Below are 24,810 nucleotides of genomic sequence, written 5' to 3'. Positions count from 1 at the left end.
AGCGTTGGAGCGGCGCTCCGCGGCGGCGCCCCGGGGGTCAAGGCAGCAGGTGCATGCCGAAGAAGGCCGTCGTCTTGCGGTCCACTTCCGGCAGCACGGCGCGGTCGAATCCGGGCGGATCGTTGAGCAAGTCGCCAATCAGCCCCGTGAGCCCCGGCGGTGGTGGCGAGAGCAGCGCGCCATGGCCGCCCGTGGGCAGGTCGGCGATCAGTTCGCAGCGTGGCAGGCAGGCCGCGAGCACGCGGTCGCTGTGATAGCGCGGCACCAGCCAGCGGTCCTGCTGCGCGGTGATCAGCCCCAGCGGCACGCGTGGCGTGGCGAGCGAAGCCATGTCGAAATCGGCCGATGAAGGCATCGCAGCCACCACGGCGACGATGCGCGGGTCCGTGTACGCGCGCGGCGTGGCGTCGTCGAAGCGATGGCGGATCACGAACAACGCGGCCCATTTCCGGACGCCGTCGAACCAGCTGCCGGTCAACTGCGTGATCAAGCCGACGCAGGACTGGAAATCGCCCTCCAGATCGGCTTCGCAATGCTGCTTGAATGCCGCGGGCGACCAGCGGCCGCCGGCCAGGCTCAAGGCGGTGTGGCCGCCGGCCGAGACGCCGTACATCCCGACCTTGTCGAGCTGGAGCAGCGGCGCGAAACGGGCATCGCGCCCCACTGCGTCGATGGCGCGCGACACCTCGGCCGGGCGGATCGTCCAGCTGTCGGGGCCTGGGTTGCCGTCGTCCTTGTAGTTGTCGGCCTTGTGCTCGGGCATCGCCACGATGAAGCCGGCGTCCACCAGGCTGCGTGCGAGATCCCTGTGGACCCAGGGGGCACCGCCCGAACCATGAGAAATCACGATGAGGCGGCCGTTGCCGCGGACGGGGGCACCCTGCGCCGCCAGCATCAGCGTGAAACGGCCGCGCCGCATCGGGCCGGCCTCGTCGCCCGATGGATAGAACACCGTGACCGGCCCGTCGCCGGCCATGCCGGGAATCTCGGCCAGGCCCATCGCGGCCTGGGTCAGCCCGGACAGCAGCGCCAGCGCCATGGCCGCAAAGAAGAAAAGCAGACGTCGCATCGAATCGAACTCCTTGGTTGTCGTCGAAGGCCCATGCCCTCGGCGAGCCGGACGATGCACGCGAGGTGCCCCCTGCGTCTTGCCGAAAGTTGCAAGCGCGGTTTTCGGCAGGACGATTTCAGGATTCGGCCAGCTTCTGCTTGCGGAATTCGGTGGGCGTCAGGCCGGTGGCGACCTTGAATGCGCGGTTGAACGGCCCGATCGATTGGAAGCCCGCAGTGAGCGCGATGGTGAGCACGGGCAGATCGCGTTTGGCCAGATCGGCCAGCGCGGCCATGGCTTCGGCCAGCCGGAAGCCGTTGACGAAGGCGCTGAAGTTGCGGTGCCCCAGCCGCTGGTTGATGAGCCGCCGCAGCCGGTACTCGGGCACCGACAGCCGCGCCGCGAGGCTGGCGATGCTCAGGTCTTCGCTGCGGTAGGCGCGGTCGACGGCCATGACGTGCTGCAAGGATTCGGCGAGGCGGTCTTCGGCAAGGTCCGCGGCGAGTTCGGGGTCCGGTTGCGGGGTTGGGCCTGCTTCGGACGGGGGCGGTGCAGGCAGGTCGGCGGGTGCCGGCGTGGCGATTTCCTCGACTGGAAGCGGCTCGATCGGCGATGGTTCGGCAGGCGGGGGCGACGCGTCCTCCGGAACAACCATGGGCATCGCAGCCGGCACTTGTGCCACCGGAAAAAGGTCTGACCCTGCCAGCCGCACCATCCGCCACGTGACCACCGCCACGATGGCCAGCAGCATCGCCACGTCCATCGTGGCCGAGAGCTCCGACAACCGGCCGTGCGGCGAAACCAGCCGGACCGCCAGCATCCCCACGCTGTAGCCGACGCCGGTCACCACGATGAAGACGCGCAGCCTGCGGCGCTTTTCCACCAGGTCTTCCCGCCAGTGCGCGACTGCGGCCAGCGCAGCGAGCACTGCGAACACCAGCGGCACCGCACGCTGCAGGCTCATCGTGACCGGCGCCAGCATCGGCGCGCCACCGGCCCCTGCCGCGCAGTTGAAGGCCGCCAGCACGGCGACCGCGATCCAGGCCACGACATGCAAGGGGCGGAGTGAAAAGTCGTCGTCGAACAGCGCCTGCACGAATACCCAGAACAGCACCCCGTTGCCGACGGAGACGGCGACCAGCGGCGCTTGCCAGAACCAGGGCACCAGCGCCTCGAACATCGGCGCGGACCCGATGACCTGCACGCCAAGGCCGAGCGTCAGCGCCACGCCAGCGCGTGCAGCCGGCAGGCGGGGGCGATCGCGGCCGAGCACGAATGCGAGCAGGAGCAGCAATGCGAGCAGCGCGCCGCGCAGGGCGGCGTCGAGCAAGGTCGAGGGTAGGGCGGCGGGCATGCGGTCGACGTGAAGGCGGCCGACGATAACAGGCGGGGAGCCGACAACCGTTCGGGCAGCAAGGTCAAAAGCCATCGTTCCGGGTGCCTAAATTCTTATGCAACTAATAATGTTGCATGAAAAGAGACAGCAAGCTTTCAGCCGTCCTCCACGTGCTGCTGCACATGGCCGAGATGGACGGCCCCATCACCTCCGAGTCGCTCGCGGCCGCGATGCACACCAACCCGGTCGTGGTGCGCCGGCTCATGGCGGGCCTGCGACAGGCGGGCTTCGTGAGTTCGGCAAAAGGCCACGGCGGCGGCTGGGTGTTGTCGTGCTCCTTGGCGCGCGTGACGCTGGGCGACATCCACAACGCCGTCGGCGCGCCCGCGCTGCTGGCCATGGGCAATCGCACCGAGAGCCCCGGCTGCATCGTCGAGCAGGCCGTGAATGCGGCGCTCGACGACGCCTTCGATGCGGCCGAGGCCTTGCTGCTCAAGCGCTTCAACAGCATCACGCTGGCCGATCTCTCGAAAGACTTTCATCGCCGCATGACGGGCGGCGGCTTCACCAAAAAGGACATCGAACATGCGCTATGACGCTCTTGTGGTGGGCGGCAGCTTTGCCGGCCTCTCCGCTGCCATGCAGCTCGCGCGTGCACGCAAGAACGTGTGCGTGGTCGATGCGGGCGCGCCGCGCAACCGCTTCGCCGCCGCGGCACACGGCTTCTTCGGCCAGGACGGCATGCCGCCGCTGAAGATGATTGCCGACGCGCGGGCCAAGCTGCTGGCCTATCCGAACGTCACCTTCATCGAAGGCCGCGTGGCGAGCGCGCAGGCCGATGGCGCGGGCGGGTTCGTCGCATCGCTCGATGATGGCGACCGGCAGCTGTCGGCCGGCAAGCTCATGCTGGCCTTCGGCGTGCAGGACGGCTTTCCGGACGGCATCGCCGGCGTGCGCGAACGCTGGGGCACGAGCGTGCTGCACTGCCCTTACTGCCACGGCTATGAATTCAGCGGCCGCAGGCTTGGCGTGCTGATCGAAGCGCCGCATCCGCCGGACCACGCGATGCTGATCGCCGAGTGGGGACCGGCGACGCTCTTCCTGAACGGCAACAACACGGTGGACGACGAGGCGCGAGCCAGGCTGCAGGCGCGCGGCGTGGCCATCGAGCCCAGCCGCACCGTGGCGCTGGAGGGACCGGGGCAGGACCTTGCCGGCGTGCGCCTCGAAGACGGCCGCATCGTGCCGATCGACGCGCTGTTCATGGTCCCCCGCACGCGGCCTTCGAGCCCCATCGCCGAGCAGCTGGGATGCGCCTTCGACGACGGCCCGGCCGGCCCGGTGATCCGCACCGACGCGATGAAGATGACCACCGTGCCCGGCGTGTTCGCCGCGGGCGATGCAGCCATGCCGATGCACAACGCCACGCTGGCCTCGGCCGATGGCGTGATGGCCGGCACATCGATGCACCGCGCCATGGTGTTCGGCACTTGACCCCACTTTTTTCTCGGGCTCGGAGAAATCGGGCTCCGAGCCCCCTATAATTCGACGCTCGAAATGCGGGAATAGCTCAGTTGGTAGAGCGCAACCTTGCCAAGGTTGAGGTCGAGAGTTCGAGACTCTTTTCCCGCTCCACATTTCATGCAAAAGGCCACCTCACCGGTGGCCTTTTCTTTTGGAACGTTCGTTCAGCCCTTCGCCGGCAGCACCGTTCCGCGGCTTTCGCCGAACCCGATGCGCGCATGCCCCGGCTTCTCGCACCAGCCGCGCAGCAGCACCGCGTCGCCGTCTTCCAGGAACCCGCGCTGTTCGCCGTTGGCCAGCGCCACGGGGCTCTGCCCCGCACGCGCCAATTCGATGATCGCGCCGGCCTCGCCCGGCCCGGGGCCCGAAATCGTGCCGCTGCCGAACAGGTCGCCCGCATTCAGCTTGCAGCCGCCCATCGTGTGGTGCGCCACCATCTGCGCCACGCTCCAGTACTGGTGTTTGAAGCTTGTGCGCGACAGGCGTGATGGGCCGCTCTTGTCCTTGCGCGCTTTCTCGCTTTCGAGCCAGACCTCGAGGCTGATATCGATCGCGCCACTTTCGCGGTTCGCCTTGCTTTCGAGGTAGTCGAGCGGCTGGGGCTCGCTGGCCGGCCGCGTCCAGGCCTGGCGATAGGGCGCGAGCGCTTCCATGGTCACGATCCACGGCGAGATGGTGGTCGCGAAGTTCTTCGCGAGGAAGGGTCCGAGCGGCGCCATCTCCCAGAACTGGATGTCGCGCGCCGACCAGTCGTTGAGCAGGCAGATGCCGAAGATGTGCTCCTCTGCGCGTTCGAGCGGAATCGGCTCGCCGGCCGCGTTGCCTTCGCCGATCCACACGCCGAGTTCGAGTTCGTAGTCGAGCCGCGCGCAGGCGTGGTACGTGGGCGCCTTCGCTCCCGGTGCCAGCGTCTGCCCCATCGGCCGGTGAAAGCGCTGGCCGCTCACGCCGATCGTCGAGACGCGCCCGTGGTAGGCCGTGGGAATCCAGCGGAAGTTCGGCGTGACATCGCCCTCGGGATTGAACAGCCGCGTGATGTTCAGCGCATGGTCGATCGAGGTGTAGAAGTCGGTGTAGTCGCCGATGCGCGCGGGCACGGTGTATTCGACCTCGGACTGCGGCACGAGGCATTGGCGCACGTCGTCCACGGTCGAGGCCGGCGCATCGCTTCGCAGCAGCGCGAAAACCGCATGGCGCAGCGCCTGCCACGCGGTGGGGCCGAGCGCAAAGAAGTCGTTCAACGCGGGCAGCGCGGCCACCCGTGCCGCATCGAGCGCGAGCCCGTCGACATGCTGGCCGGCAGCCAATGCCGCGAGGTCGAGCACCTGGTCGCCGATGGCCACGCCGCCGCGAAACGGCTCGGGGCTGCCGATGCGGCGGAACTCCGCATACGGCAGGTTCTGGATCGGGAAGTCGCTGCCCGCGACGTTGGCGGTGGCTACCCAGCTGCGGGCGTCGACGTCGTGCGTGTGGTTGAGTTCGATCATGGTTGTGGATCTCCTTCGTTCAGACCGACGCCATCAGCGCGTCGTCGAAAATCGCCACCGCACGCGTCCAGCCCGCCGACGCGCCGCGGATCTTGTGCGGGAAGCAACTGATGAAGAAGCCCGTCGGCGGCAGCACTTCCAGGTTGTGCAGCTTCTCGATGTGGCAGTAGCCGATGTCGCGGCCGGCCTTGTGGCCTTCCCAGATCAGCGAGGCATCTTGTGTTTCGCCGTACTTCTTCGCGGTGTGCACGAACGGCGCGTCCCAGCTCCACGCGTCGGTGCCGGTGAGGCGCACGCCGCGCTCCAGCAAGTACATCGTCGCTTCGTAGCCCATGCCCGCGCCGGCCGACACATAGTCGTTGTTGCCGTAGCGCGAGCCGGCGCGCGTGTTGACCACCACGATCTCCAGCGGGCTCAGCGTGTGGCCGATGCGCAGGAGCTCAGCCTCCACGTCGTCGGCCGTGACCACGTAGCCGTCGGCGAAGTGGCGGAAGTCGAGCTTCACGCCGGGCTGGAAGCACCACTCGAGCGGCACGTCGTGGATCGCGATCGAAGGCTTCTTTTCGCCCAGCGCGTTGTCCATGGTCGAGTGGAAATGATAGGGCGCGTCGAGGTGTGTGCCGTTGTGCGTGGAGAGCTGCACCAGCTCCACGGCCCAGCCCTCGCCATCGGGCAGGTCCTCTTTCTTCAGGCCGGGGAAGAAGGGCTCGATCTGCTCGTAGGTCTGCTCGTGCGTGAAGTACTGGATCTTCGGCGCGAAGGCGGGCGGATCGGAGAGCACATCGTTCTCGAGAAAGATCGAAAGGTCGACGAATTTGCGTGGCATGGCGGGACTCCTTGTGGGGATGTTGGTGTTGGCGTGAAGGAATGAATGACTGAAGCAATCGATCAGGGCTGTTGCCAGCGCAGCAGGCGCTTCTCGGCAAAGGCCAGCAGCGCATTGCTCGCGAAGCCGATGAGCCCGAGCAGCACGATGCCGGCGAAGAGATCGCTGGCGCGGAAGGCGCGCGCGGCCAGCAGGATGGCCTGGCCGAGGCCGCTTTGCGAGGCGATCATTTCGCCCACCACCGCGACGATGAGCGCAATGGTCAGCGCCAGGCGCATGCCGGCCAGGATGTCGGGCATCGCATTCGGCAGGCCCATCTTCCAGATGTACGCAGCACGCGACATCTGCAGGCAGCGCGCCACTTCCGCCAGACGCGGCTCCACAGCCGCGAAGCCGTGCACCGTGGCCAGCAGCACCGGCCACATCGCGCCGAACGCGACCACGAAGAGCACCATGCCGGGGTTCAGCCCGAAGATCGAAATGGCGAGCGGCAACAGTGCCGATGCGGGCAGCGGGCGGATGAATTCGAGCGTCGGCTGCACCCACGCGCGCACCGCGGGCGACACGCCGATGGCTGCGCCCAACAACACGCCGAAGAGCGAGGCGAGCAGCCAGCCCTCGACCATGCGGCCGACCGTCGCTTGCGTGAAGGCGAACAGTTCGCCATTGCCTGGTGAATCGCCGGAGAGATTGAGCCCTTCGAGCAGGCTCGCGAAAGTGGCTTGCGGTGTCGGCAGGAACACGCGGCTGACCCAGCCCGCGTTGCTCGCGATCCACCAGAGTGCGACGAGTGCGCACAACACGGCGAACGAGCCGAGCCAGTTCAGGCCCGAGGGTGCGTGGTCATTGCCGTTCATGGCATCACCCCCATGCGCCGGGAGACCACGCACTGCAGCGCCACCATGCCTGCATTGACCGCAAAGCCCACCACGCCGATCCAGCCGAGCCACGCGAGCATCAGCGCGGGATCGAAGCTCTGCTGCGCGATCATCATCGCGTAGCCCATGCCGTTGGGGTTGGCGGCGATCTCCACCGTCACGGCCACCACCAGCGCGACCGCCACGCCCAGGCGCAACGCAACGAACAGGCGCGGCACGATGGCCGGCAGCACGATCTTGAAGGCACGCTCGCGCGCCGAGAGACCCAGCACGCGGCTCACCTCGAGCAGGCGCGGCTCGATCTGCTGCACCGCCGACTGCACCAGCACCAGCAAGGGCCAGAAGGTGGCGAAGGCGACGATGGCCAGTTCCATGCGCACGCCGAAGCCGAAGGCCAGCATCGCGAGCGGGATCAGCGCGACCGAGGGCACGGGCCGCAGCACCTCGATGGAGACCGAGCCCAGTTGCGCCGCGCGGCGCGAGAGACCGAGCACCAGGCCCAGCGCGATGCCGAGCACCGCGCCGATTAGCAAGCCTAGGGCCGCGGTGCCGAGCGTGAAGCCCGTGGCCTGCCAGAGCGAGCCGTCGAGCGCCGCGCCGACGAAGGCCCTGGCGGCTGCGCTGGGCGGAGCGAGTGCATCGCTGCCCAGTGCCGCTGCGCGCCGGGCGTACCACTCGAAGGCACCGATCAGCGCCGCGGGCAACACCCACGGACGGAGCCAGCGAAAGAGGCGGCCTTCAGTCATGGCCCTGCTCGATGAAAGCGAACAGCTCACGCCGCAACTGCAGGTATTCGGGATGCTCCTTGGTCGTGAGCTGGTCGCGCGGGCGTGGAATCTTCACGTCGATCATCCGCGCAAGGCTCGGCCGTCCGGGGCCGGGGTTGGCCTGCAGCGCGATCACGCGGTCGCCGAGATAGATGGCCTCTTCGAGGTCGTGCGTGACGAACAGCACCGTGAGCCCGTCGTCGCGCACCAGCCGCGCGAGCTCGTCCTGCAGGCTCTGGCGCGTGAGCGCATCGAGCGCGCCGAAGGGCTCGTCCATCATCATCAGTTCGGGCTTCTGCGCGAGGCAGCGCGCGATCTGCGCGCGTTGTTGCATGCCGCCCGAGAGCTGCACCGGAAACTTCTGCGCATGCTTGGCGAGGCCGACCTTGCCGAGCACATCGGCGATGCGCGGCGCGCGTTCGGCGGCGGGCACGCCGGCCGCTTCGAGCGCGAGGCTCACGTTGCCTTCCACCGTGCGCCACGGCAGCAGTGCGCGGCCGTAGTCCTGGAACACGAACGCCACTTCGCGCGAAGGCTCGGTCATCTTCACGCCGTTGCGCCGCACCTCGCCGGCACTCGCGGTGACGAGGCCGCTGGCCGCGCGCAGCAGCGTGGTCTTGCCGCAGCCGCTCGGGCCCACGATGCAGACGAACTCGCCGCGCGCCACGTCGAACGAAGTGGGCGAAAGAATCTCGCGGCCGCCGAGGCGGATGGTGACGCCGTCGAAGCGCAGGAAGGGCGTGGCGTGCATCGTGGAGCTCGTCGGCGAACGCGCGGCGCTCACGGAAAGCGCCGCGCGCGCGGTGATCGGGGCGGGTGAGGAAATCACTTGGCGATCAGCTTCGCAACGTCGATGTTCGTCTTGAGCATGTCCTGCTCCTTCATGAGCCCCGTCCAGTAGCCGAGCTGCTTGTCGGTGACGACCGGGCCGGGCGGCGAGACCTGCACCTTGGCCAGCACCTCGGGCGGCAGCTTGATGTACTTGCCGATGGCCGCGCGCACCTTCGCGTCGTTCTTCGCCTGCTGCATGAAGCCGCCCGACTCGACCAGCGCCTCGCGGAACGCGCGCGCCGTCGCGGGGTTCTTCGCGACCCATTCGCGCTTGGCCGCATGCACGATGGTCTGGTTGTTCTCGGGCAGGAAGGTCGAGTAGTAGGAGGCGACGTAGCCCGCGCCGCTCTCGGTGATGCGGCTCATGAACGGATCGGCCGACACCACCGCATCCACCGAGCCGCCGCGCAAGAGGTCGGCGTGCTGCGGGAACGAGGCCTCGACGAAGTTGACCTTGCGGTAGTCCACCCCGCTGTCTTTCAGCCACGCACGGAAGGTCACGTGCAGGAAGGCGCCCAGGCCCGGCACGCCGATCTTCTTGCCCACGCAGTCCTGCGGGCTCTTGATGCCCGAGCCAGCGCGCGCCACCAGGCCGAAGCCGGTCATGGTCTTCGAGGTGAGGCCGCCGCCAGCCACCAGCACCAGGTCGAGCCCGCCGTCCACCGCCTGCAGGAACACCGAGGGCGTGGGGCCGCCGATCTGCAGCGAATCGGACTGCAGCGCCGCGGGGATCGTGGAGTTAAGCGGAATGAACTTGAGCTCGACATCGAGCCCGCGCTTCTTGAAGTAGCCCTCTTCGGCCGCCACGAAGACAGAGGCGAAGTCGGTCACGGCGGTGTAGCCGAACACGATCTTCGGATGAGGCTGCTGCGCGCGCGAAGGCAGCGCGGCGGCGGCCGATGCGGCAGCGAGTGCCGACAGCAGGGTGCGTCGTTTCATCATGTCTTCTGTCTCCGGGTGGGGGTTTTTTGTGGGCGCGGGGTCTTGGGCTTCGGCAGCGCGGCGCGCAGGCCGCCGACGATGAAGTTCACGAGCATCGGCGCCACGGCCGGGTCGGCGCGCTTGTTCTCGCCGCGCGAGAGCCGTTCGATGCGGCTGTCGTTCAGGTGGTGCAGCAGCGCGCCCAGCGCGAACTGGTAGCCCCATGCGACCTGGCCGCGCGTGGCGTGCGGCAGCGCGAGGTGCAGCGCGTCGATGTACGCGGCGGCCAGCGGGTCGAAGTAGCCGCGCAACACGCGGTCGGCTTCCTCGGTCGCGTGATAGAGCTCGCGTGCCACCAGCAGCGCGTAGTACTCGCCTTCGGCGCTCGCACGCAATGCGAGCACGGGCGCGGTGAAGGCTTCGATGATGCGCGGCAGCGTGTGCGCGTCGTCGGGGTCGTTGTCCACCTCCGCCAGGCGCGCGAGCCGCTCCTCGATGGTGTGGCTCCAGTGCTCGAAGATGGCGTGGAAGAGCTCGTGCTTCGGCCCGAAGTAGTAGCCCACCAGCGCGAGCGGCACGCCGGCTTCTTCCGCGATCTGCCGGATCGTCACCGCGTGATAGCCGTGCTGGGCGAACAGCTTCTCTGCGGCCAGCAGGATGGCCTGGCGGCGGTCGGGCCGGCCGGCTTCGGCGGTGATGGCCGCGGCCCGGGGAGGGCTGCGCCGGGCGGTCGGGGTGCGGGTGCTCATGGTGCGTATTGAACGCCTGTACAAAAATGTTGAACACACGTACAAACCCTGAGGTCAACCCCGATTGAGCACGGTCGTTCGCAGCGCTACGCTCGGTTCATGTCCGTTCCCAACATCCCTCAAATCCGTCTCTATCAAAACTGGCTGCGCGAGCAGCGCGGCCTTTCGTTCGACACCTACGACGCGCTGTGGCGCTGGTCGGTCACAGACCTCGATGCGTTCTGGCAAAGCATCTGGGACTACGCCGGCCTGCAGTCGCCCACGCCGCACACCGCGGTGCTCGCCGAGGCGCACATGCCCGGCGCGCGCTGGTTCCCGGGCGCACAGGTCAACTACACGCGCGAGGTGCTGCGCCATGCCGATGCAGCGCACGCCGCCGGCATGCCCGCCATCGTGAGCGACAACGAACTCGGCGAAGTGCGCGAGCTGTCGTGGCCCGAGATGCGCCGGCAGGTCGCCGCGGTCGCGCTCACGCTGAAGTCGCTCGGCGTGCAGCGCGGCGACCGCGTGGCCGCCTACATGCCCAACGTGCCCGAGACCATGGTCGCGTTCCTCGCGTGCTCCAGCATCGGCGCGATCTGGAGCGTGTGCGCGCCCGACATGGGCACGGCCGCCGTGGCCGACCGCTTCCGCCAGATCGAGCCCAAGGTGCTGATCGCGGTCGATGGCGTTCACTACGGCGGCAAGCCGCTCGACCGCAGCGCCGTTTTGCAGGAGCTGCGTGCCCAATTGCCGAGCGTGCAGAAACTGCTGCTCGTGAAGACACCTTTTGCAGCGAGCGCGGTTGAACACGACGTCGATTGGACGCAAGCCACCGCACGCAACGACGCCGAGGTCGCTGCCTTCGAACCCGAATGGCTGCCCTTCGACCACCCGATCTGGATCGTCTATTCAAGCGGCACCACCGGCCTCCCCAAGCCCATCGTGCACGGGCAGGGCGGCATCCTGCTGACCATGCACGCTTGCGGCCTGCACAACGACGTGGGCGCGAGCTATAGCGCCAACAACTTCGGCGAGCGCTACCACTGGTACAGCTCCACCGGCTGGGTGATGTGGAACTCGCAGCTCTCGGGCATGGCCTTCGGCGCCACCATCTGCATCTACGACGGCAACCCGGCGGGCAGCAAGGAGAAGCCCGACTGGGGCGTGCTGTGGCGCTTCGTCGCGCGCCACAAGGTCAGCTTCTTCGGCGCGGGCGCGGCCTACTTCACCAACTGCATGAAGGCCGGCATCGTCGCAAAGGAATGCGGCGATCTTTCTCGCGTGCGCGCGCTCGGCAGCACCGGCTCGCCGCTGCCCGACGAGGTGCAGCGCTGGGGCTCGCAGCAGATCCTCGATGCGGGCTCGAAGGCGGTGTGGTGGTGCAACATCTCCGGCGGCACCGACTTCTGCGGCGCCTTCGTCGGCGGCAACCGCGAACTGCCCGAGGTGCCGGGCCAGATGCAGTGCCGCGAACTCGGCCACGCGGTCGAGGCGTGGAACGAGCAGGGCCAGCCGGTCATCGGCGAGGTCGGCGAACTGGTCTGCACGAAAGCCATTCCTTCGATGCCGCTCTACTTCTGGGGCGACGAGGGCAACGCGCGCTATGTGTCGAGCTACTTCGACACCTACCCCGGCGTATGGCGCCACGGCGACTGGATCAGGATCGGCGAAGACGGCGGCTGCATCATCTACGGCCGCAGCGACGCCACGATCAACCGCCAGGGCCTGCGCATGGGCACCAGCGAGATCTACAGCGCGGTCGAGGGCCTGCCCGAAGTGCTCGACTCGATGGTGGTCGATCTCGAATACCTGGGCCGCGACAGCTACATGCCGCTCTTCGTGGTGCTGCGTCCGGGCGTGGCGCTCGACGAGGCGATGCGCACCCGCCTCAACAACGCCATCAAGACCTCGCTCTCGCCGCGCTTCGTGCCCAACGACATCTTCCAGGTCGCCGAGATTCCGCGCACGCTCTCGGGCAAGAAGCAGGAGCTGCCGATCAAGAAGCTGCTGCTGGGCCAGCCGATCGAGAAGGTGGTGAACCGCGAGGCGATGGCCAACCCGGGAAGCCTCGATTGGTATGTGGCTTTTGCCGCCGAGCGTGCCTCCGCATAATGGGCCGGATGAAAAGACGCACCAGCCTTCTCCTGCTTTCCGCCACGGCCGGCGCCTCGTTGCTGAGCGCCTGTGCATCGCCTTCGCCCGCTGCGTCGTCGCTGCGCGTGAGCGGCACTGTGACCTACCGCGAGCGCATCGCGCTCGATCCCTCGGCCGAGGTCGTGGTCCAGCTGCTCGATGTGTCGCGCATGGACGCGCCTTCGGTCACGCTGGCCGAGCAGCGCATCAAGGCCAACGGCAAGCAGCCGCCCTTCGCCTACGACCTGCAGGTCGATGCCGCGCGCATCGATCCGCGCATGCGCTACGCGGTGTCGGCGCGCATCCTGCGCGGCGAGCAGCTGCTCTTCATCAACGACACGCAGTACCCGGTGCTCACGCAGGGCAGCGGCGCCACCGCCGACCTGGTGCTGGTGCGCGTCACGCCGTCGCCACGCTGAACGACGCTCAAGGCTTCATCAGCTCGTAGAGCACCATGCGCGTCTGGCGGCCGCGCAGTTCCACCAGTTCCTCGATGCGGCGCGTGCCGAGGCGCCCCTTCAGGCCCGCGAAGGTGTCTTCCGACACCAGCGTCTGCGTCCCCAGCTGCTTGTTGATGCCCTCGATGCGGCTCGCCACGTTGATGACGTCGCCGAACGCCGTGTAAGACAGCCGGTCGTTCGAGCCCAGCACCCCCGCGATCACCACGCCGGTGTGGATGCCGATGCGGGTGCGGAACTCGGGCAGGCCCTTGGCGCGCCATCTGCTGTTGAGATCGCTCATCTGCACATGCAGCTGCAGCGCGGCCAGGCAGGCGCGGTACTCCGCGTCCTTCATGTCCGCGGGCGCGCCCCACAGCACCATGATGCCGTCGCCGATGAACTTGTCGACCACGCCGCCGTAGCGCGCGAACACGCCGGTCGCCAGGTTGAAGTACTCGGTCAGCATGCCGACCAGCACGTCGATGGGCAGCGATTCCGAGATCGAGGTGAAGCCCTCCACGTCGGTGAACATCACCGTCACCCGGCGCGCCGCACCGTTGGGTGCGAGCGAATGCCCCTCGGCGACGAGCTGGTTGATCACGTCCACCGGCACGAACTTGCTGAAGGCCTTCAGGCTGCGCGCCGAGTCGTCAAGCGCCTGGTCCAGGTGCTGGATCTCCAGCACGCGGCTGGGCTCGCGCGGCAGGTTGTCCAGTTCCAGCAGGCCGATGCGGCGCGCGATGCGCGAGAGGTTTTCCACCGGCGAGGTCACCAGCTTCGACAGCTTGAGCGACATGAACAGCGCCAGCGCCAGGAACACCAGTGCCAGCAGCAGCCCCCAGAGCACCGCGCGGCGCAGATCGCCGAGCACCATGTCCTCGGGCACCCAGCTCACCAGCTCCCAGCCCGTGGACGGGATCAGCGAGGTCTGCACGAGGTAGCGCTTGCCGTCGAAATCGAAAGAGAAGGTCGAGTCGCCGTTGCCGCCCCGGGTACCGTCGGTCGTCATGTGTACGTGCATCTGCGCGTGCAGCGTGCCGAGGACGCCGGCGGGCGGCTCCAGCCGGTGCAGCACGCCCGGCAGGTCGCTGCGTGCCAGCACCTTGTGGTCGGCGCTCAGCAGGGCGCTGTGGCCATAGCCGTTGCTGCTGAAGAGCCGCACGAACTCCGACAGGCGCCCGAGCGAAACGTCGCCCGCCACCACCAGCGACCTGGGACTGCCATCGGTGGAACGGCGCTCGCTCGGCTCGGCATAGGTCACGCCCAGTTCCTGCGCCGCGGCGAACACATAGGGCTGCGTCCATATCGGCCCCTGCATCTTGTTGGCCTGCTGGAACCAGCTGCGCCGGGTCGGGTCGTAGCTGCTGCGAAAGGACTCGACGCGCTGCGTGGCAAAGCGCTGCTGCGCATCCAGTTCCGCCCCGAGGGGCCGCTTGTACTGCCAGGTCTCGGTGGTGAATTCCGCGCCGCGCGCGATGTGCCGGATCGCAGGCACCGGGTAGCGCAGCGCCATCAGCATCTGGCCGCTTTCGTCGGCCACGTACAGGCTGTCGAGTTCGGGCGATTGCTGCAGCAGTGTCCAGAGCAGCTCCGCGGTGTGGTCGGCGTGTTCGCCCGCGGGGCTCAGGCTCGGCGCGCCGCCGATGGCGCCGACCACCGACTCCGCCTTCGCCAGGAAGGCGAGCACCTTGTCCTCGGTCCGGTCGTGGGCGGCCCGGTGCGCGGAGGTGCCGATGTTCGACACCAGCCGCTGCGAGCCCCAGTAGCCGAGCGACACCAGCAGCAGCGACTGGGCCAGGGCAACCGCGCTGACGATGGTGCCCACGTCGACCCTGAAATGGCGTGAGCGTCGAGGTGGGGCCTCGGGCTCGGCCGCCGGCGGCGTGCGCGCGGCGGTGGATTCAAACGGCGGCTTTCCCGCCACATCCGGAAATCCGGACGAGTTCATGTTCATACAGCTCCCTGTCGACCACTCGAACGCATCCGCTGCGGGTCGGCCGCGGATCGGCACCAGGGTTGCCCGCCGTTCCGATCGTTGGGTGTCGGAAATTCTGGCGGGCGCGCCTGGCGCGACAGGGATTTTGCGCGACTTCGGCTTTCTCGTGGATTAGTGCACGGTCGTGCGGGAGTCGGGAGTTTTCAGCGCGCGTCGTGGAAGATGAGCCCCACCGTGTGCCGTCGCCCCGAGCGCAGGCGGCTCACGCCGTGGCGCATCGTCACGCGGTAGGTGCCGCGCGTGCCCGCCACCGGGCGCTGGTTGACCGCGAAGATCACGGCCTCGCCCTGCGCGAGCGACACCACCTCGGCGCGTGACTGCATGCGCGGCCGCTGCTCGGTCAGCACGAACTCGCCGCCGGTGAAGTCCACGCCCGGCCGGCTCAACAGCACCGTGAGCTGCAGCGGAAACTGCAGATCGCCGTACAGGTCCTGGTGCAGGCAGTTGTAGTCACCTTCGTCGTAGCGCAGCAGCAGCGGGGTGGGGCGCAACTGGCCCGCCGCATGGCAGCGCGCGAGGTAGGCGGCGTGATCGCCCGGGTAGTCGGCCGGCTGGCCCATCGCGCTCGCCCAGGCATTGGCGAGCGGCGCGAGGCGTTCATAGAGCGCGCTGCGCCACGCGGCAACGAGCGGCGGCAGCGGGTTCGCGAAGTACTGGTACTCGCCCTGGCCGAAGCCGTGGCGCTGCATGACCACGCGGCTGCGGAAATGATGGCCGCCTTCGTCGTACATCGCCGCGAGCTGGGCGCATTCCTTCGGAGTGAACAGCTGGCCGGTGGTGGCGCAGCCGCGGGTGGCGAGATCGGTCTCGATGCGGGGCCAGTCGAGGGCGTCGATCGTGCGGGCAAGGGTGACAGGGATTTGCATCGGGCCAGTGTCCGGGCGCCGGGCCGGCAGTGCTGGCCGTTTCCGGACGGCGATTCCAGATGGGGCACTGTGCCTCCGCCGAACAGGCAATGGCTGTCCGCCAGCAGCTTTGCGTTCAGCGCTGCGAGCACCTCGGCCACGCGGCGATGGTGCGCGCGTTCAAACATCCAGTGGCTTCCGGCCCAGCAAGTGGGCCAGCTCGGTCAGCAGCTGGCGTTCGTTGTCTTCGAGCGCGGACGGAGCGGCGTGGCGCCAGTTGCGTTCGTAGGTTCCCCATGCTTCTTCGGGCGTGAGTTCTGCGTTTGCAGGCAGTTGCCAGGCAAGGCGGCGCAACTGCGCGTAGTCGGCGACCCTGATGGTTTTTGTCGGTGCGCGCGGAGATACCGGCGTTGCAGCCTCTCTGGCGGCATTGGCCGGTGCGATCACCGCGACATCCAGTCCCAACGCCGCCAGGGCGTTCATGTACGCCCCCATCGTGACGGAGGGTTCCCCGCGCTCGATGCGATGCAGCGTCATGCGCGACATGCCTGCGGCCTCGGCTGTCGTGGTGGCGCTGATCTTGAGAGCCTTTCGTTGGGCATGGATACGCCGGCCGAAAGCTTCAAGGCGTCGGCTGGCTCCCTGAGGGGTTGGAGGTGCGGTGGAAGGCATATGCGTATCTCATAGTAGACATACTCATGAAAATGTCTAATTTGAGATACGTTTAAAGCAGCTATTCAAACAAAATTCATCGGCTACCGACGCATGGACGCGGGCGCCTTCCAAAGAACTGCGCAAACGCGTTCAGAGCGGCGCGATCGGAATGCAGATGTCGCATTCGAACGCGCCGGTCTTCTCGTCGAAGGCCATGCCGGGCCCGTAGTACTCGAACGCGGGCCGGCTGTCGAACTGGAAGCCGCTGGCGGGCAACCAGTCGCGCATCAGGCGCGTCCATGCATCGTTGATCTCTCCGGGCAGGCCCTGGAACCCGAGCGAGGCATAGCGCCCGCCTGGCAACACCGTCTTCTGGAAACCACCGTCGGGCACGAAATCGCCGGGGACTTCCACGCAGGCGTCGTAGCGCGAATGCGCGGGCGCGGTGATGCTCGGGTCGTCGTGGCTGATGCCGTAGCGCGCATGCGACCACAGGTTGTGCGCGCAGATCCAGGGCGCGGCCTTCGTGGCCCAGAAATCGCCCACCGGCGCGCCGAACGGGCCGGTGTAGCGCAGGTACGCAATGGTGACGGGTGGGCGGGTGATCAGCTGGACATTCACAGGTGGCTCCTCGTGCGCAGGATTGCGCGTTGGAGATCCATTCTTCGTGAAGCCATGCAGGGCGATCTGATCAGGATTGCTATTGCGTGATGAGGGGTCGTCGCACGGCAACGACCAGTCGTGCGATGCACGCCACGCGCTGGGCGCGCTGCCGAAATGCGCGCGGAACGCACGGGTGAATGCCTCGCCCGAACCGAAGCCCACCGACACCGCCGCCTCGAGCACTGAGAGGCGCGGCTGGGTGGCCAGCCGCCGCGCGCCCACCTCCACGCGGCGGCGCCGGATGTAGTCGCCCAGCGTCTCGCCGGCCCAGGCCGCGAAGAGGCGATGGAAGTGGTACGCCGAGAAGTGCGCCACGTCGGCCAGTGCCGCGAGTTCGAGCGCCTCGTCGAGGTGGTCGTCGATGTGCGTGAGCACCTTGTGCATGCGCCATTCGTATTCGGAGCGGCTGTCGCGCGTCGTCATGGCGCGCATTCTCAACCTTGGCGCGCCTGCTCCAGCAACCAGTCGCTGAAGAACTTGAGCAGCGGCCGCTGGTCGGCGCGCTCCGGCGTCACGAGGTAGTAGTTGCGCTCGCCCGAGAGCGGCCGCGCGCACGCCACCACCAATTCGCCGCGCGCCAGCTCGTCGGCCACCAGCATCGTCGGCATCAACGCGACGCCCAGGCCGTGCGATGCGGCCGCGGCGAGGATGGAGAACAGCTCGTAGCGCGGGCCGCCGCGCGCGTTGGGCGCGTCGATCTGCTGCGCATCGAACCACTGGCGCCAGCCGTCGGGCCGCGTGCTCTGCTGCAGCAGCGGCATCTTCGCGATCACACCCGGCGCCACAGCCTTGCCGCGCGGAAGCAGTGAAGGGCTGCACACCGGCACCACGTCTTCATGCATCAGCAGCAGCGCGCGCGTGCCGGCCCAGTTTTCGACCTGTGCGGGCGTGCCGGCGTAGAGGGCCGCGTCGAACTCCGCGTCGGCAAAAAGAAAGGGGCGGGTGCGCGTCTCGATGTGCACCACCACGTCGGGCTGCAGCGCGGCGAAGCCCTTCAGGCGCGGCATCAGCCAGCGCGTGGCGAAGGTGGGCACTGCGGCCAGCGACAGCGAGCCGCCTTCGCCCTGGTGCGCCATGGCGTCGAGCGTGTCGCGCTCCATCGCTTCGAGCCGCTTGGTGATCTGCCGCGCATAAGCCGCGCCGCTCGCGGTGAGCGCCACGCCGTGCCGCGTGCGGCGAAAGAGCGCGACGCCGAGGAAGGCCTCGAGCGTGCCGATCTGCCGCGACACCGCGCTCTGCGTGAGCGCGAGTTCCTGCGCGGCGCGCGTGTAGCTCTCGTGGCGCGCGGCGGCGTCGAAGCACACGAGGGTTTGCAGGGGTGGGATCTTGCGGCGCATGTATGCCTCGGGTGTATGTATGGAGACGGGGCCTTGCCAATGGCGAGGCCGCTCGAACATCTTGCAAGACATTCTACAAACGCATATCTGGGTGATGATTCATCGTTTGCGCCCGTCCCCTCGCGTGGCTAGGATCGCTGCCATCCCCCTCTTTTCTCTTTTTCCCCTCTTTCCGGAGACAGCACATGGCCGCCAAAGCGCAATTCCACTGGGACGATCCCCTTCTTCTCGACCAGCAACTGACCGACGAAGAACGCATGATCCGCGACGCGGCCAATGCCTACTGCCAGGAGCGCCTGGCGCCTCGCGTCATCGAGGGCTTCCGCAGCGGTGAAACCGACCCCGCCATCTTTCGCGAAATGGGTGCGCTCGGCCTCCTCGGCCCCACGATCCCCGAGCAGTACGGCGGCCCTGGCCTGAACTACGTGGCCTACGGCCTGATCGCCCGCGAAGTCGAGCGCGTCGATTCGGGCTACCGCTCGATGGCAAGCGTGCAGAGCTCGCTGGTGATGGTGCCGATCTTCGAATTCGGCACCGAAGCGCAGAAGCAGAAGTTCCTGCCCAAGCTCGCCACCGGCGAATGGATCGGCTGCTTCGGCCTGACCGAGCCCGACCACGGCTCCGACCCCGGCAGCATGGTCACCCGCGCCAAGAAGGTGCCGGGCGGCTATTCGCTCAGCGGCGCCAAGATGTGGATCAGCAATTCGCCCATCGCCGACGTGTTCGTCGTGTGGGCCAAGGAAGTCAGCGAAAGCGGCACGGTCGGCCCGATCCGCGGCTTCGTGCTCGAGAAGGGCATGAAGGGCCTCTCGGCCCCCGCGATCCACGGCAAGGTGGGCCTGCGCGCCAGCATCACCGGCGAAATCGTGATGGACGGCGTGTTCTGCCCCGAAGAAAACGCCTTCCCCGAAGTGCAGGGCCTGAAGGGTCCGTTCACCTGCCTGAACAGCGCCCGCTACGGCATCTCGTGGGGCGCCATCGGTGCCGCCGAAGACTGCTGGCACCGCGCCCGCCAGTACACGCTGGACCGCAAGCAGTTCGGCCGCCCGCTCGCCGCCAACCAGCTCATCCAGAAGAAGCTGGCCGACATGCAGACCGAGATCACGCTGGGCCTGCAAGGGAGCCTGCGCCTGGGCCGCATGAAGGACGAAGGCACGGCCTCGGTCGAGATCACCTCGATCATGAAGCGCAACAACTGCGGCAAGGCCCTGGACATCGCCCGCCTGGCGCGCGACATGATGGGCGGCAACGGCATCAGCGACGAGTTCGGCGTGGCCCGCCACCTGGTGAACCTGGAAGTGGTCAACACCTACGAAGGCACGCACGACATCCATGCGCTCATTCTTGGTCGCGCCATCACCGGCATTGCCGCTTTCGCGAACTAAGAGCGAATGACCAAGCCCGCAGCACTCGACGGCATCAAGGTCCTCGATCTGTCCCGCGTGCTCGCGGGCCCGTGGTGCACGCAGATCCTCGCGGACCTGGGTGCCGACGTCATCAAGATCGAGCGTCCCGGCGTGGGCGACGACACGCGCACTTGGGGCCCGCCGTTCATCAAGGACGCGGACGGCAACGACACCGACCAGGCCAGCTACTTCACCGCCTGCAACCGCAACAAGCGCTCGGTCACGGTCGACATGGCCACGGCTGAAGGGCAGGCGCTGCTGCAGCAGATGGCGGCACAGGCCGACATCGTGGTGGAGAACTTCAAGACCGGGGGCCTGAAGCAATACGGCCTCGACCAGGAAAGCCTGCGCGCGGCCAACCCGCGCCTCATCTACTGCAGCGTGACCGGCTTCGGCCACGACGGCCCGTATGCCGAGCGCGCGGGCTACGACCTGATGATCCAGGCCATGACCGGCATGATGAGCATCACCGGCCGCCCCGACGACGTGCCCGGCGGCGGCCCGCTGCGCGTGGGCGTGGCGCTCACCGACCTGTTCACCGGCGTCTACGCCAGCACCGCCATTCTTGCGGCGCTGCAGGTGCGCGACCGCACCGGCGAAGGCCAGCACATCGACATGGCGCTGCTCGATGTGGGCATGGCCATCCTCGCCAACCAGGCGAGCGCATTTCTCAACACCGGCAAGGCGCCGCAGCGGCAGGGCAACACGCACCCGAGCCTGGCGCCTTATCAGGACTTTCCGACGCAGGACGGTTCGATGCTGCTGGCCATCGGCAACAACGGACAGTTCGCGCGTTTCTGCGAGGCCGCCGGCCATGCGGAATGGGCGGCCGATGCGCGCTTTGCGACCAACACGCTGCGCGTGAAGCACCGCGGCGTGCTGATCCCGATGATGGAAGAGTTGACGCGCACCCGCACCACCGCCGACTGGGTCACGCTGCTCGAAGACAAGGCCGTGCCCTGCGGCCCGATCAACGACATTGCGCAGGCCTTCGACGATGCGCAGGTCAAGGCGCGTGGTCTCGCGGTCACGCTGCCGCGCGATGCGGGCGACGGCATCGCGAGCATCACCGGCGTGGCGAGCCCGCTGCGCTTGTCGGCCACGCCGCCCGTGCTGCGCCATGCACCGCCGGCGCTCGGGCAGCACACGCGCGAAGTGCTGGCCGAGTTCGGCATCGACGGCGCACGATTCGATGCACTGCGCTCGGCGGGCGTGGTGTGAACCGCATGTAGAAAGGACCCGCGCAATGACCGACAACACGACGCACAACAGCCTTCCGTTCTCGGTCCTGCGCATCGACCATGTCGTGCTGCGCGTGAAAGATGCCGAACGCGCGATTGCCTTCTACTGCGACGTGCTCGGCTGCACGGTCGAGAAGCGCCGCGACGACCTGGGGCTCGTGCACCTGCGCGCCGGCACCAATCTCATCGACCTTGTCACGCCCGACGGCCCGTTGGGCAGACAAGGCGGCGCATTGGCCGGCAAGGAAGGCCGCAACGTCGACCACCTGTGCCTGCGCATCGAGCCTTTCGATGAAGCGGCGATTCGCGCCTTGATGGCACGGCACGGCGTGCCGGTGCATGGCGACGTGCAGAGCAACTTCGGTGCCGAGGGCAACGGGCCGTCGATCTACATCAGCGACCCCGACGGCAACGGCGTCGAACTCAAGGGCGCGGCCGCCTGACCGCCGGCCCTTCGCCTACTCCTTTTCCGAAGCGCAGCGCGGCCCGCGGGGCCGATTTGTACGCCACTGTGTCCAGCCGGCGAAGCGCACACACGCGCATGCAAAACGGCCCGGATCTCGACACATCGCAGATACAGCCTGCCGATGTAATTCATTCATCGCCACACGGCACCCGACGTAGCGATGAATGTCCCGATAGATCACTGACTCACTCAACTCACTTCTTTTGAAAGATACCGCCATGAAGACCACCAAGCTCCTCCTCGCCGCCGCTGTTCTCTCCGCTTTCGCCGCTGGCGCCAGCGCCGAGGAATACCAGGGCGTGCTGCAGTTCCAGTCGACCGCCAGCCGTGCCGCGGTGCGCGCCGATGCGGTCGTTGCAGCCCACAGCGCTGACCAGTACGCCGAAGGCGCATCGAGCGGCGTGCCCGTCGCCATCGCGAGCGCCACCGATCGCGCCACGGTGCGCACGCAAGCCGTTGCCGCCGCCCGTGCCGGCGACCTGTACGCCGAAGCCGCATCGGCCGGCACCGTGCCGCGCCTGTCGAGCACGCTCGACCGCGCCACGGTGCGCGCCCAGGCCGTGGCCGTGGCGCACGGCATCGACACGCTCGGGCTGTAAGTCGAATGGCATCGTTGCCTCTCCGTGCAGAATCGGACGCGCGTCCCCAGAGGCGCGTCCGATTCACGAGGGAGATCACCGATGACCAACCACCCGTTCGCCGCGCGCATTGCCGCGCGGCTTTCCTTTGCAGTGGGCACCGCCGCACTGCTCGCCGCCTGCGGCACGCGCCAGCCGGCGCCCCCCGAGCCCCCACCCCCTGAAGCCACTGCGCGCAACAGCGTGGTCATGTCCGCCGTCACCTATGGCGCCACCGCCAAGGGCATCCAGCTGAAAAAGGAAGACGACGCGTGCGATGTACCCGCTTCGCTCAGGCAGGCCGTGCAGGACCAGTTGCTCGAGCCCTACGAATACCTTCTTGCGCCGCCGACGACCGCCAGCGCCGAGGGCGCGCCGGTCCTCAAGGTCGAGATCACCGATCTGCTGGCCAATGCGGGCGGCCTCTACGGCGGCCCGAAGATCGTGCAGCTGCGCGGCACGCTGGAACGCAAGGGCGAGGCGCCCGCGCGCTTCACCGCCGAGCGCCAGATGTTCATCTACTTCGGCATGCCGCGCAGCACCTGCAGCATGGTCGGCGTGGTGACCTATGCGCTGGGCGAAGACATCGCCAAGTGGCTGCAGAAGCCGGTCGACGGCGCTTTGCTCGGCGAACTGAGCACCGCCGCCAAGCGCTGACGGAGGCCCTAGCCGGCGCGCCCGACGGTCGCGACGGCGAACACCACCACGCCGAGCGCGAGGTTCAGGCTCACCAGCTTGCGCACCGTGTTCAGCCGCGCGGCCGCCACCGGCCACGCGCTTTCCTCGACCGCGCGGCGCATCGCCTTGAACACCGAGGCGCGGATGTAGACATAGATGCCGGTCATCACGATGGCGATGCTCATCATCGTCTCGATGCGCCAGTGCAGGCCGCGAAAGCCACCCGCCAGCAGGATCATCGACATCCCGCTCACGAACAGCAGCGTGACGGACACGTCCACGCCGACAAAGAAGCGCCGCAGCGCCGCGGCCATGGTGCGCAGGCGCAGCGGAGGCTCCAGCGTGGCGACGGCGGCGGGGCGCACCGCGAAATGCATCGTGGCCATGCCGCCGACCCAGAAGGCAGCAGCGATGAGGTGAAGGAAAAGCAGGATGGCGTAGGGCATGGGGGCCGATCAGAACACCGAAGGGCGCAGGCGCGCAACATCCGCGCCGTTGCGTTAAAACCCATCCCTCCGCACCAAGCAAGAAAGATGAGGCCCCCATGACCCGCACCGTCGCCCAGAAACGCGCCGACTTCCGCGCGCTCCACGAACAAGGCTGCTTCGTCATCCCCAACCCCTGGGACACAGGCAGCGCGCGCTACCTGCAGGGCCTGGGCTTCAAGGCGCTGGCCACCACGAGCTCGGGCCATGCGTGGTCGCAGGGCTTTGCCGACGGGGCGCAATCGCGCGATGTCGTGCTTGCGCACCTGCGCGACATCGTGGCGGCGACCGACCTGCCGGTGAACGCGGATTTCGAGAACGGCTTCGCATCCGACGCGCAAGGCGTGGCCGAGAGCGTGCGGCTTGCGGTCGAGACCGGCGTGGCGGGCCTGTCGATCGAGGACTCGACGGGCGACGCGGCCAATCCGCTCTTTTCCATCGACGTTGCCGTCGAGCGCCTGCGCGCCGCGCGGAAGGCCATCGATGCGGCGGGCGGCGACACCTTGCTCGTGGGCCGCGCCGAGAATTTCTTCGCGGGCCGACCGGACCTCGACGACACCATCGCGCGGCTCAGGGCCTATGCAGAGGCCGGAGCCGACTGCCTCTATGCGCCGGGCATCAAGACGCGCGAGCAGATCGCCGCGGTGGTCGCGGCCGTGGCGCCGAAGCCCATCAACCTGCTGGTCGGTGGGGTGAGCGAGCTCACGATGAACGACATCGCCGATCTCGGTGTGCGGCGCGTCAGCGTGGGCGGCGGGCTCGCGCGTGCGGCATGGGGCGGGTTCACCCACGCGGCGCGCACGCTGGCGGAGCAAGGGCGTTTCGACGGGTTCGCCGACGCCGCAGCAGGCAGCGAACTCAACGCGTTCTTCCGCTCGTTTGCCGAGTAGCCCGCAAGAGCCGTCCATGGACGCGCTGCTGTCGGAAATCCGCAGTTGCCGCGCCTGCGCCGTGCACTTGCCGCTCGGGCCGCGTCCCGTCGTGCAGGCCAGCGCCACGGTGCGCCTGCTGCTCGTCGGCCAGGCGCCGAGCATGACGGTGCACACCACCGGCGTGCCATGGAACGACAAGAGCGGCGAGCAGCTGCGCCGCTGGCTCGGCATCGACCGCGAGGTGTTCTACGACGCCACGCGCGTCGCGCTCATGCCGATGGGTTTCTGCTACCCGGGCCGCGGCACCAGCGGCGACCTGCCGCCGCGCAGGGAGTGCACCGAGCTCTGGCAGGCGCGCCTGCTCGCAGAGATGAAGCGGGTCGAGCTCACGCTGCTGATCGGCCAGTACGCGCAGCGCCACTTTCTCGGCGCGGCCCGCAAGGCCGGCGTCACCGAAACCGTCGAGGCCTTTGCGGAGTACGCGCCGCGCTTCATTCCGCTGCCGCATCCGTCGCCGCGCAACACGGGCTGGTTCAAGCACCACCCGTGGTTCGAAAGGGATGTGCTTCCTGTGCTGCGCGAGCGCGTGCGGCAAGCGCTCACGCCATCCTTCGTTCCATAGCGA

Annotated in this window: 26 protein-coding genes and 1 tRNA gene; 12 read left to right on the top strand and 15 right to left on the bottom strand. The window is 68.0% G+C overall.

The window, feature by feature from the left end; genetic code table 11:
- Positions 1–37: 37 nt before the first annotated feature.
- Complete coding sequence (locus NU688_RS21870) at positions 38–1,069, bottom strand: dienelactone hydrolase (RefSeq protein WP_257862907.1); 1,032 nt, start codon at positions 1,067–1,069, stop codon at positions 38–40.
- A gap of 118 nt (positions 1,070–1,187) precedes the next feature.
- Positions 1,188–2,405, bottom strand: coding sequence for a helix-turn-helix domain-containing protein (locus NU688_RS21865; protein ID WP_257862906.1), 1,218 nt, complete (start codon positions 2,403–2,405; stop codon positions 1,188–1,190).
- A gap of 116 nt (positions 2,406–2,521) precedes the next feature.
- Here NU688_RS21865 and NU688_RS21860 point away from each other — a divergent pair, with 116 nt between their 5' ends.
- From NU688_RS21860 to NU688_RS21850, 3 genes are all read left to right on the top strand, one after another.
- Positions 2,522–2,983, top strand: coding sequence for an Rrf2 family transcriptional regulator (locus NU688_RS21860; RefSeq protein WP_257862905.1), 462 nt, complete (start codon positions 2,522–2,524; stop codon positions 2,981–2,983).
- Positions 2,973–3,881 (top strand): NAD(P)/FAD-dependent oxidoreductase, encoded by a 909-nt coding sequence (locus tag NU688_RS21855; protein ID WP_257862904.1) that lies wholly within the window; start codon positions 2,973–2,975, stop codon positions 3,879–3,881. The genes NU688_RS21860 and NU688_RS21855 overlap by 11 nt, the downstream gene beginning before the upstream one ends.
- A 65-nt stretch (positions 3,882–3,946) precedes the next feature.
- A tRNA-Gly gene (locus tag NU688_RS21850) sits at positions 3,947–4,022 on the top strand.
- 53 nt (positions 4,023–4,075) lie between these two features.
- Here the strand turns inward: NU688_RS21850 and fahA are convergent.
- From fahA to NU688_RS21815, 7 genes are all read right to left on the bottom strand, one after another.
- Positions 4,076–5,398: a fumarylacetoacetase gene (gene fahA / locus NU688_RS21845; protein WP_257862903.1), complete on the bottom strand. Its 1,323-nt coding sequence runs from the start codon at positions 5,396–5,398 to the stop codon at positions 4,076–4,078.
- A gap of 19 nt (positions 5,399–5,417) precedes the next feature.
- On the bottom strand, positions 5,418–6,224 hold the full coding sequence (locus tag NU688_RS21840; protein ID WP_257862902.1) for a cyclase family protein: 807 nt from the start codon (positions 6,222–6,224) through the stop codon (positions 5,418–5,420).
- Positions 6,225–6,286: 62 nt separating this feature from the next.
- On the bottom strand, positions 6,287–7,081 hold the full coding sequence (locus NU688_RS21835; RefSeq protein ID WP_257862901.1) for an ABC transporter permease: 795 nt from the start codon (positions 7,079–7,081) through the stop codon (positions 6,287–6,289).
- On the bottom strand, positions 7,078–7,848 hold the full coding sequence (locus NU688_RS21830; RefSeq protein ID WP_257862900.1) for an ABC transporter permease: 771 nt from the start codon (positions 7,846–7,848) through the stop codon (positions 7,078–7,080). Before NU688_RS21830 ends, NU688_RS21835 begins: the two co-directional genes overlap by 4 nt.
- Positions 7,841–8,698 (bottom strand): ABC transporter ATP-binding protein, encoded by an 858-nt coding sequence (locus tag NU688_RS21825; RefSeq protein ID WP_257862899.1) that lies wholly within the window; start codon positions 8,696–8,698, stop codon positions 7,841–7,843. Before NU688_RS21825 ends, NU688_RS21830 begins: the two co-directional genes overlap by 8 nt.
- Positions 8,695–9,642: an ABC transporter substrate-binding protein gene (locus tag NU688_RS21820; protein ID WP_257862898.1), complete on the bottom strand. Its 948-nt coding sequence runs from the start codon at positions 9,640–9,642 to the stop codon at positions 8,695–8,697. The genes NU688_RS21825 and NU688_RS21820 overlap by 4 nt, the downstream gene beginning before the upstream one ends.
- On the bottom strand, positions 9,639–10,370 hold the full coding sequence (locus NU688_RS21815) for a TetR/AcrR family transcriptional regulator (protein ID WP_257862897.1): 732 nt from the start codon (positions 10,368–10,370) through the stop codon (positions 9,639–9,641). Before NU688_RS21815 ends, NU688_RS21820 begins: the two co-directional genes overlap by 4 nt.
- A 99-nt stretch (positions 10,371–10,469) precedes the next feature.
- Here NU688_RS21815 and NU688_RS21810 point away from each other — a divergent pair, with 99 nt between their 5' ends.
- Both NU688_RS21810 and NU688_RS21805 read left to right on the top strand, forming a co-directional pair.
- Entirely contained in the window at positions 10,470–12,464 is a 1,995-nt protein-coding gene (locus NU688_RS21810; protein ID WP_257862896.1) for an acetoacetate--CoA ligase, read from the top strand.
- Between the two features lie 8 nt (positions 12,465–12,472).
- Positions 12,473–12,904 (top strand): YbaY family lipoprotein, encoded by a 432-nt coding sequence (locus NU688_RS21805; protein WP_257862895.1) that lies wholly within the window; start codon positions 12,473–12,475, stop codon positions 12,902–12,904.
- 7 nt (positions 12,905–12,911) lie between these two features.
- Here the strand turns inward: NU688_RS21805 and NU688_RS21800 are convergent, their stop codons facing one another.
- The 5 genes from NU688_RS21800 to NU688_RS21780 form a co-directional block, all read right to left on the bottom strand.
- Entirely contained in the window at positions 12,912–14,879 is a 1,968-nt protein-coding gene (locus NU688_RS21800) for an adenylate/guanylate cyclase domain-containing protein (RefSeq protein ID WP_257862894.1), read from the bottom strand.
- A 185-nt stretch (positions 14,880–15,064) separates the two neighbouring features.
- The gene (locus tag NU688_RS21795; RefSeq protein WP_257862893.1) at positions 15,065–15,787 is read right to left on the bottom strand and encodes a 2OG-Fe(II) oxygenase; all 723 of its coding nucleotides are present in this window, start codon (positions 15,785–15,787) and stop codon (positions 15,065–15,067) included.
- 159 nt (positions 15,788–15,946) lie between these two features.
- Complete coding sequence (locus tag NU688_RS21790) at positions 15,947–16,438, bottom strand: helix-turn-helix domain-containing protein (RefSeq protein ID WP_257862892.1); 492 nt, start codon at positions 16,436–16,438, stop codon at positions 15,947–15,949.
- A gap of 132 nt (positions 16,439–16,570) precedes the next feature.
- A complete protein-coding gene (locus NU688_RS21785; protein WP_257862891.1) occupies positions 16,571–17,506 on the bottom strand; it encodes a GyrI-like domain-containing protein in 936 nt (311 codons plus the stop codon).
- Between the two features lie 11 nt (positions 17,507–17,517).
- Positions 17,518–18,420, bottom strand: coding sequence for a LysR substrate-binding domain-containing protein (locus NU688_RS21780; protein WP_257862890.1), 903 nt, complete (start codon positions 18,418–18,420; stop codon positions 17,518–17,520).
- A 185-nt stretch (positions 18,421–18,605) separates the two neighbouring features.
- Between NU688_RS21780 and NU688_RS21775 the strand changes: the two genes are divergently transcribed.
- The 5 genes from NU688_RS21775 to NU688_RS21755 all read left to right on the top strand — a co-directional run bounded on the left by NU688_RS21775 (position 18,606) and on the right by NU688_RS21755 (position 22,807).
- Entirely contained in the window at positions 18,606–19,805 is a 1,200-nt protein-coding gene (locus NU688_RS21775) for an acyl-CoA dehydrogenase (RefSeq protein WP_257862889.1), read from the top strand.
- A gap of 6 nt (positions 19,806–19,811) precedes the next feature.
- Positions 19,812–21,047: a CaiB/BaiF CoA-transferase family protein gene (locus tag NU688_RS21770; RefSeq protein WP_257862888.1), complete on the top strand. Its 1,236-nt coding sequence runs from the start codon at positions 19,812–19,814 to the stop codon at positions 21,045–21,047.
- A 25-nt stretch (positions 21,048–21,072) separates the two neighbouring features.
- Complete coding sequence (locus NU688_RS21765; RefSeq protein ID WP_257862887.1) at positions 21,073–21,510, top strand: VOC family protein; 438 nt, start codon at positions 21,073–21,075, stop codon at positions 21,508–21,510.
- Positions 21,511–21,751: 241 nt separating this feature from the next.
- Positions 21,752–22,132 (top strand): helicase SNF2, encoded by a 381-nt coding sequence (locus NU688_RS21760; protein ID WP_257862886.1) that lies wholly within the window; start codon positions 21,752–21,754, stop codon positions 22,130–22,132.
- Between the two features lie 81 nt (positions 22,133–22,213).
- Positions 22,214–22,807, top strand: a complete 594-nt coding sequence (locus NU688_RS21755; RefSeq protein ID WP_257862885.1) for a hypothetical protein — start codon at positions 22,214–22,216, stop codon at positions 22,805–22,807.
- An 8-nt stretch (positions 22,808–22,815) separates the two neighbouring features.
- Here NU688_RS21755 and NU688_RS21750 read toward each other — a convergent pair whose 3' ends face one another.
- Complete coding sequence (locus NU688_RS21750) at positions 22,816–23,274, bottom strand: hypothetical protein (protein ID WP_257862884.1); 459 nt, start codon at positions 23,272–23,274, stop codon at positions 22,816–22,818.
- 98 nt (positions 23,275–23,372) lie between these two features.
- Between NU688_RS21750 and NU688_RS21745 the strand changes: the two genes are divergently transcribed.
- Positions 23,373–24,203 (top strand): oxaloacetate decarboxylase, encoded by an 831-nt coding sequence (locus NU688_RS21745; RefSeq protein ID WP_257862883.1) that lies wholly within the window; start codon positions 23,373–23,375, stop codon positions 24,201–24,203.
- A gap of 16 nt (positions 24,204–24,219) precedes the next feature.
- The gene (locus tag NU688_RS21740; protein ID WP_257862882.1) at positions 24,220–24,807 is read left to right on the top strand and encodes a uracil-DNA glycosylase family protein; all 588 of its coding nucleotides are present in this window, start codon (positions 24,220–24,222) and stop codon (positions 24,805–24,807) included.
- Positions 24,808–24,810 lie beyond the last annotated feature (3 nt).

This window comes from Variovorax sp. ZS18.2.2, from assembly GCF_024701975.1.
GTDB lineage: Bacteria > Pseudomonadota > Gammaproteobacteria > Burkholderiales > Burkholderiaceae_C > Variovorax.
This window is presented reverse-complemented; position numbering and strand designations above follow the sequence as displayed.

Bases quoted from the DNA above. Each gene is read 5' to 3' on its own strand.
- NU688_RS21760 (WP_257862886.1), top strand. From the start codon at position 21,752: ATGAAGACCACCAAGCTCCTCCTCGCCGCCGCTGTTCTCTCCGCTTTC.
- NU688_RS21790 (WP_257862892.1), bottom strand. From the start codon at position 16,438: ATGCCTTCCACCGCACCTCCAACCCCTCAGGGAGCCAGCCGACGCCTT.
- NU688_RS21840 (WP_257862902.1), bottom strand. From the start codon at position 6,224: ATGCCACGCAAATTCGTCGACCTTTCGATCTTTCTCGAGAACGATGTG.
- NU688_RS21765 (WP_257862887.1), top strand. From the start codon at position 21,073: ATGACCGACAACACGACGCACAACAGCCTTCCGTTCTCGGTCCTGCGC.
- NU688_RS21810 (WP_257862896.1), top strand. From the start codon at position 10,470: ATGTCCGTTCCCAACATCCCTCAAATCCGTCTCTATCAAAACTGGCTG.
- NU688_RS21795 (WP_257862893.1), bottom strand. From the start codon at position 15,787: ATGCAAATCCCTGTCACCCTTGCCCGCACGATCGACGCCCTCGACTGG.
- NU688_RS21770 (WP_257862888.1), top strand. From the start codon at position 19,812: ATGACCAAGCCCGCAGCACTCGACGGCATCAAGGTCCTCGATCTGTCC.
- fahA (WP_257862903.1), bottom strand. From the start codon at position 5,398: ATGATCGAACTCAACCACACGCACGACGTCGACGCCCGCAGCTGGGTA.
- NU688_RS21780 (WP_257862890.1), bottom strand. From the start codon at position 18,420: ATGCGCCGCAAGATCCCACCCCTGCAAACCCTCGTGTGCTTCGACGCC.
- NU688_RS21815 (WP_257862897.1), bottom strand. From the start codon at position 10,370: ATGAGCACCCGCACCCCGACCGCCCGGCGCAGCCCTCCCCGGGCCGCG.
- NU688_RS21745 (WP_257862883.1), top strand. From the start codon at position 23,373: ATGACCCGCACCGTCGCCCAGAAACGCGCCGACTTCCGCGCGCTCCAC.
- NU688_RS21750 (WP_257862884.1), bottom strand. From the start codon at position 23,274: ATGCCCTACGCCATCCTGCTTTTCCTTCACCTCATCGCTGCTGCCTTC.
- NU688_RS21775 (WP_257862889.1), top strand. From the start codon at position 18,606: ATGGCCGCCAAAGCGCAATTCCACTGGGACGATCCCCTTCTTCTCGAC.
- NU688_RS21865 (WP_257862906.1), bottom strand. From the start codon at position 2,405: ATGCCCGCCGCCCTACCCTCGACCTTGCTCGACGCCGCCCTGCGCGGC.
- NU688_RS21740 (WP_257862882.1), top strand. From the start codon at position 24,220: ATGGACGCGCTGCTGTCGGAAATCCGCAGTTGCCGCGCCTGCGCCGTG.
- NU688_RS21755 (WP_257862885.1), top strand. From the start codon at position 22,214: ATGACCAACCACCCGTTCGCCGCGCGCATTGCCGCGCGGCTTTCCTTT.
- NU688_RS21830 (WP_257862900.1), bottom strand. From the start codon at position 7,848: ATGACTGAAGGCCGCCTCTTTCGCTGGCTCCGTCCGTGGGTGTTGCCC.
- NU688_RS21820 (WP_257862898.1), bottom strand. From the start codon at position 9,642: ATGATGAAACGACGCACCCTGCTGTCGGCACTCGCTGCCGCATCGGCC.
- NU688_RS21785 (WP_257862891.1), bottom strand. From the start codon at position 17,506: ATGACGACGCGCGACAGCCGCTCCGAATACGAATGGCGCATGCACAAG.
- NU688_RS21870 (WP_257862907.1), bottom strand. From the start codon at position 1,069: ATGCGACGTCTGCTTTTCTTCTTTGCGGCCATGGCGCTGGCGCTGCTG.
- NU688_RS21860 (WP_257862905.1), top strand. From the start codon at position 2,522: ATGAAAAGAGACAGCAAGCTTTCAGCCGTCCTCCACGTGCTGCTGCAC.
- NU688_RS21835 (WP_257862901.1), bottom strand. From the start codon at position 7,081: ATGAACGGCAATGACCACGCACCCTCGGGCCTGAACTGGCTCGGCTCG.
- NU688_RS21855 (WP_257862904.1), top strand. From the start codon at position 2,973: ATGCGCTATGACGCTCTTGTGGTGGGCGGCAGCTTTGCCGGCCTCTCC.
- NU688_RS21800 (WP_257862894.1), bottom strand. From the start codon at position 14,879: ATGAACATGAACTCGTCCGGATTTCCGGATGTGGCGGGAAAGCCGCCG.
- NU688_RS21805 (WP_257862895.1), top strand. From the start codon at position 12,473: ATGAAAAGACGCACCAGCCTTCTCCTGCTTTCCGCCACGGCCGGCGCC.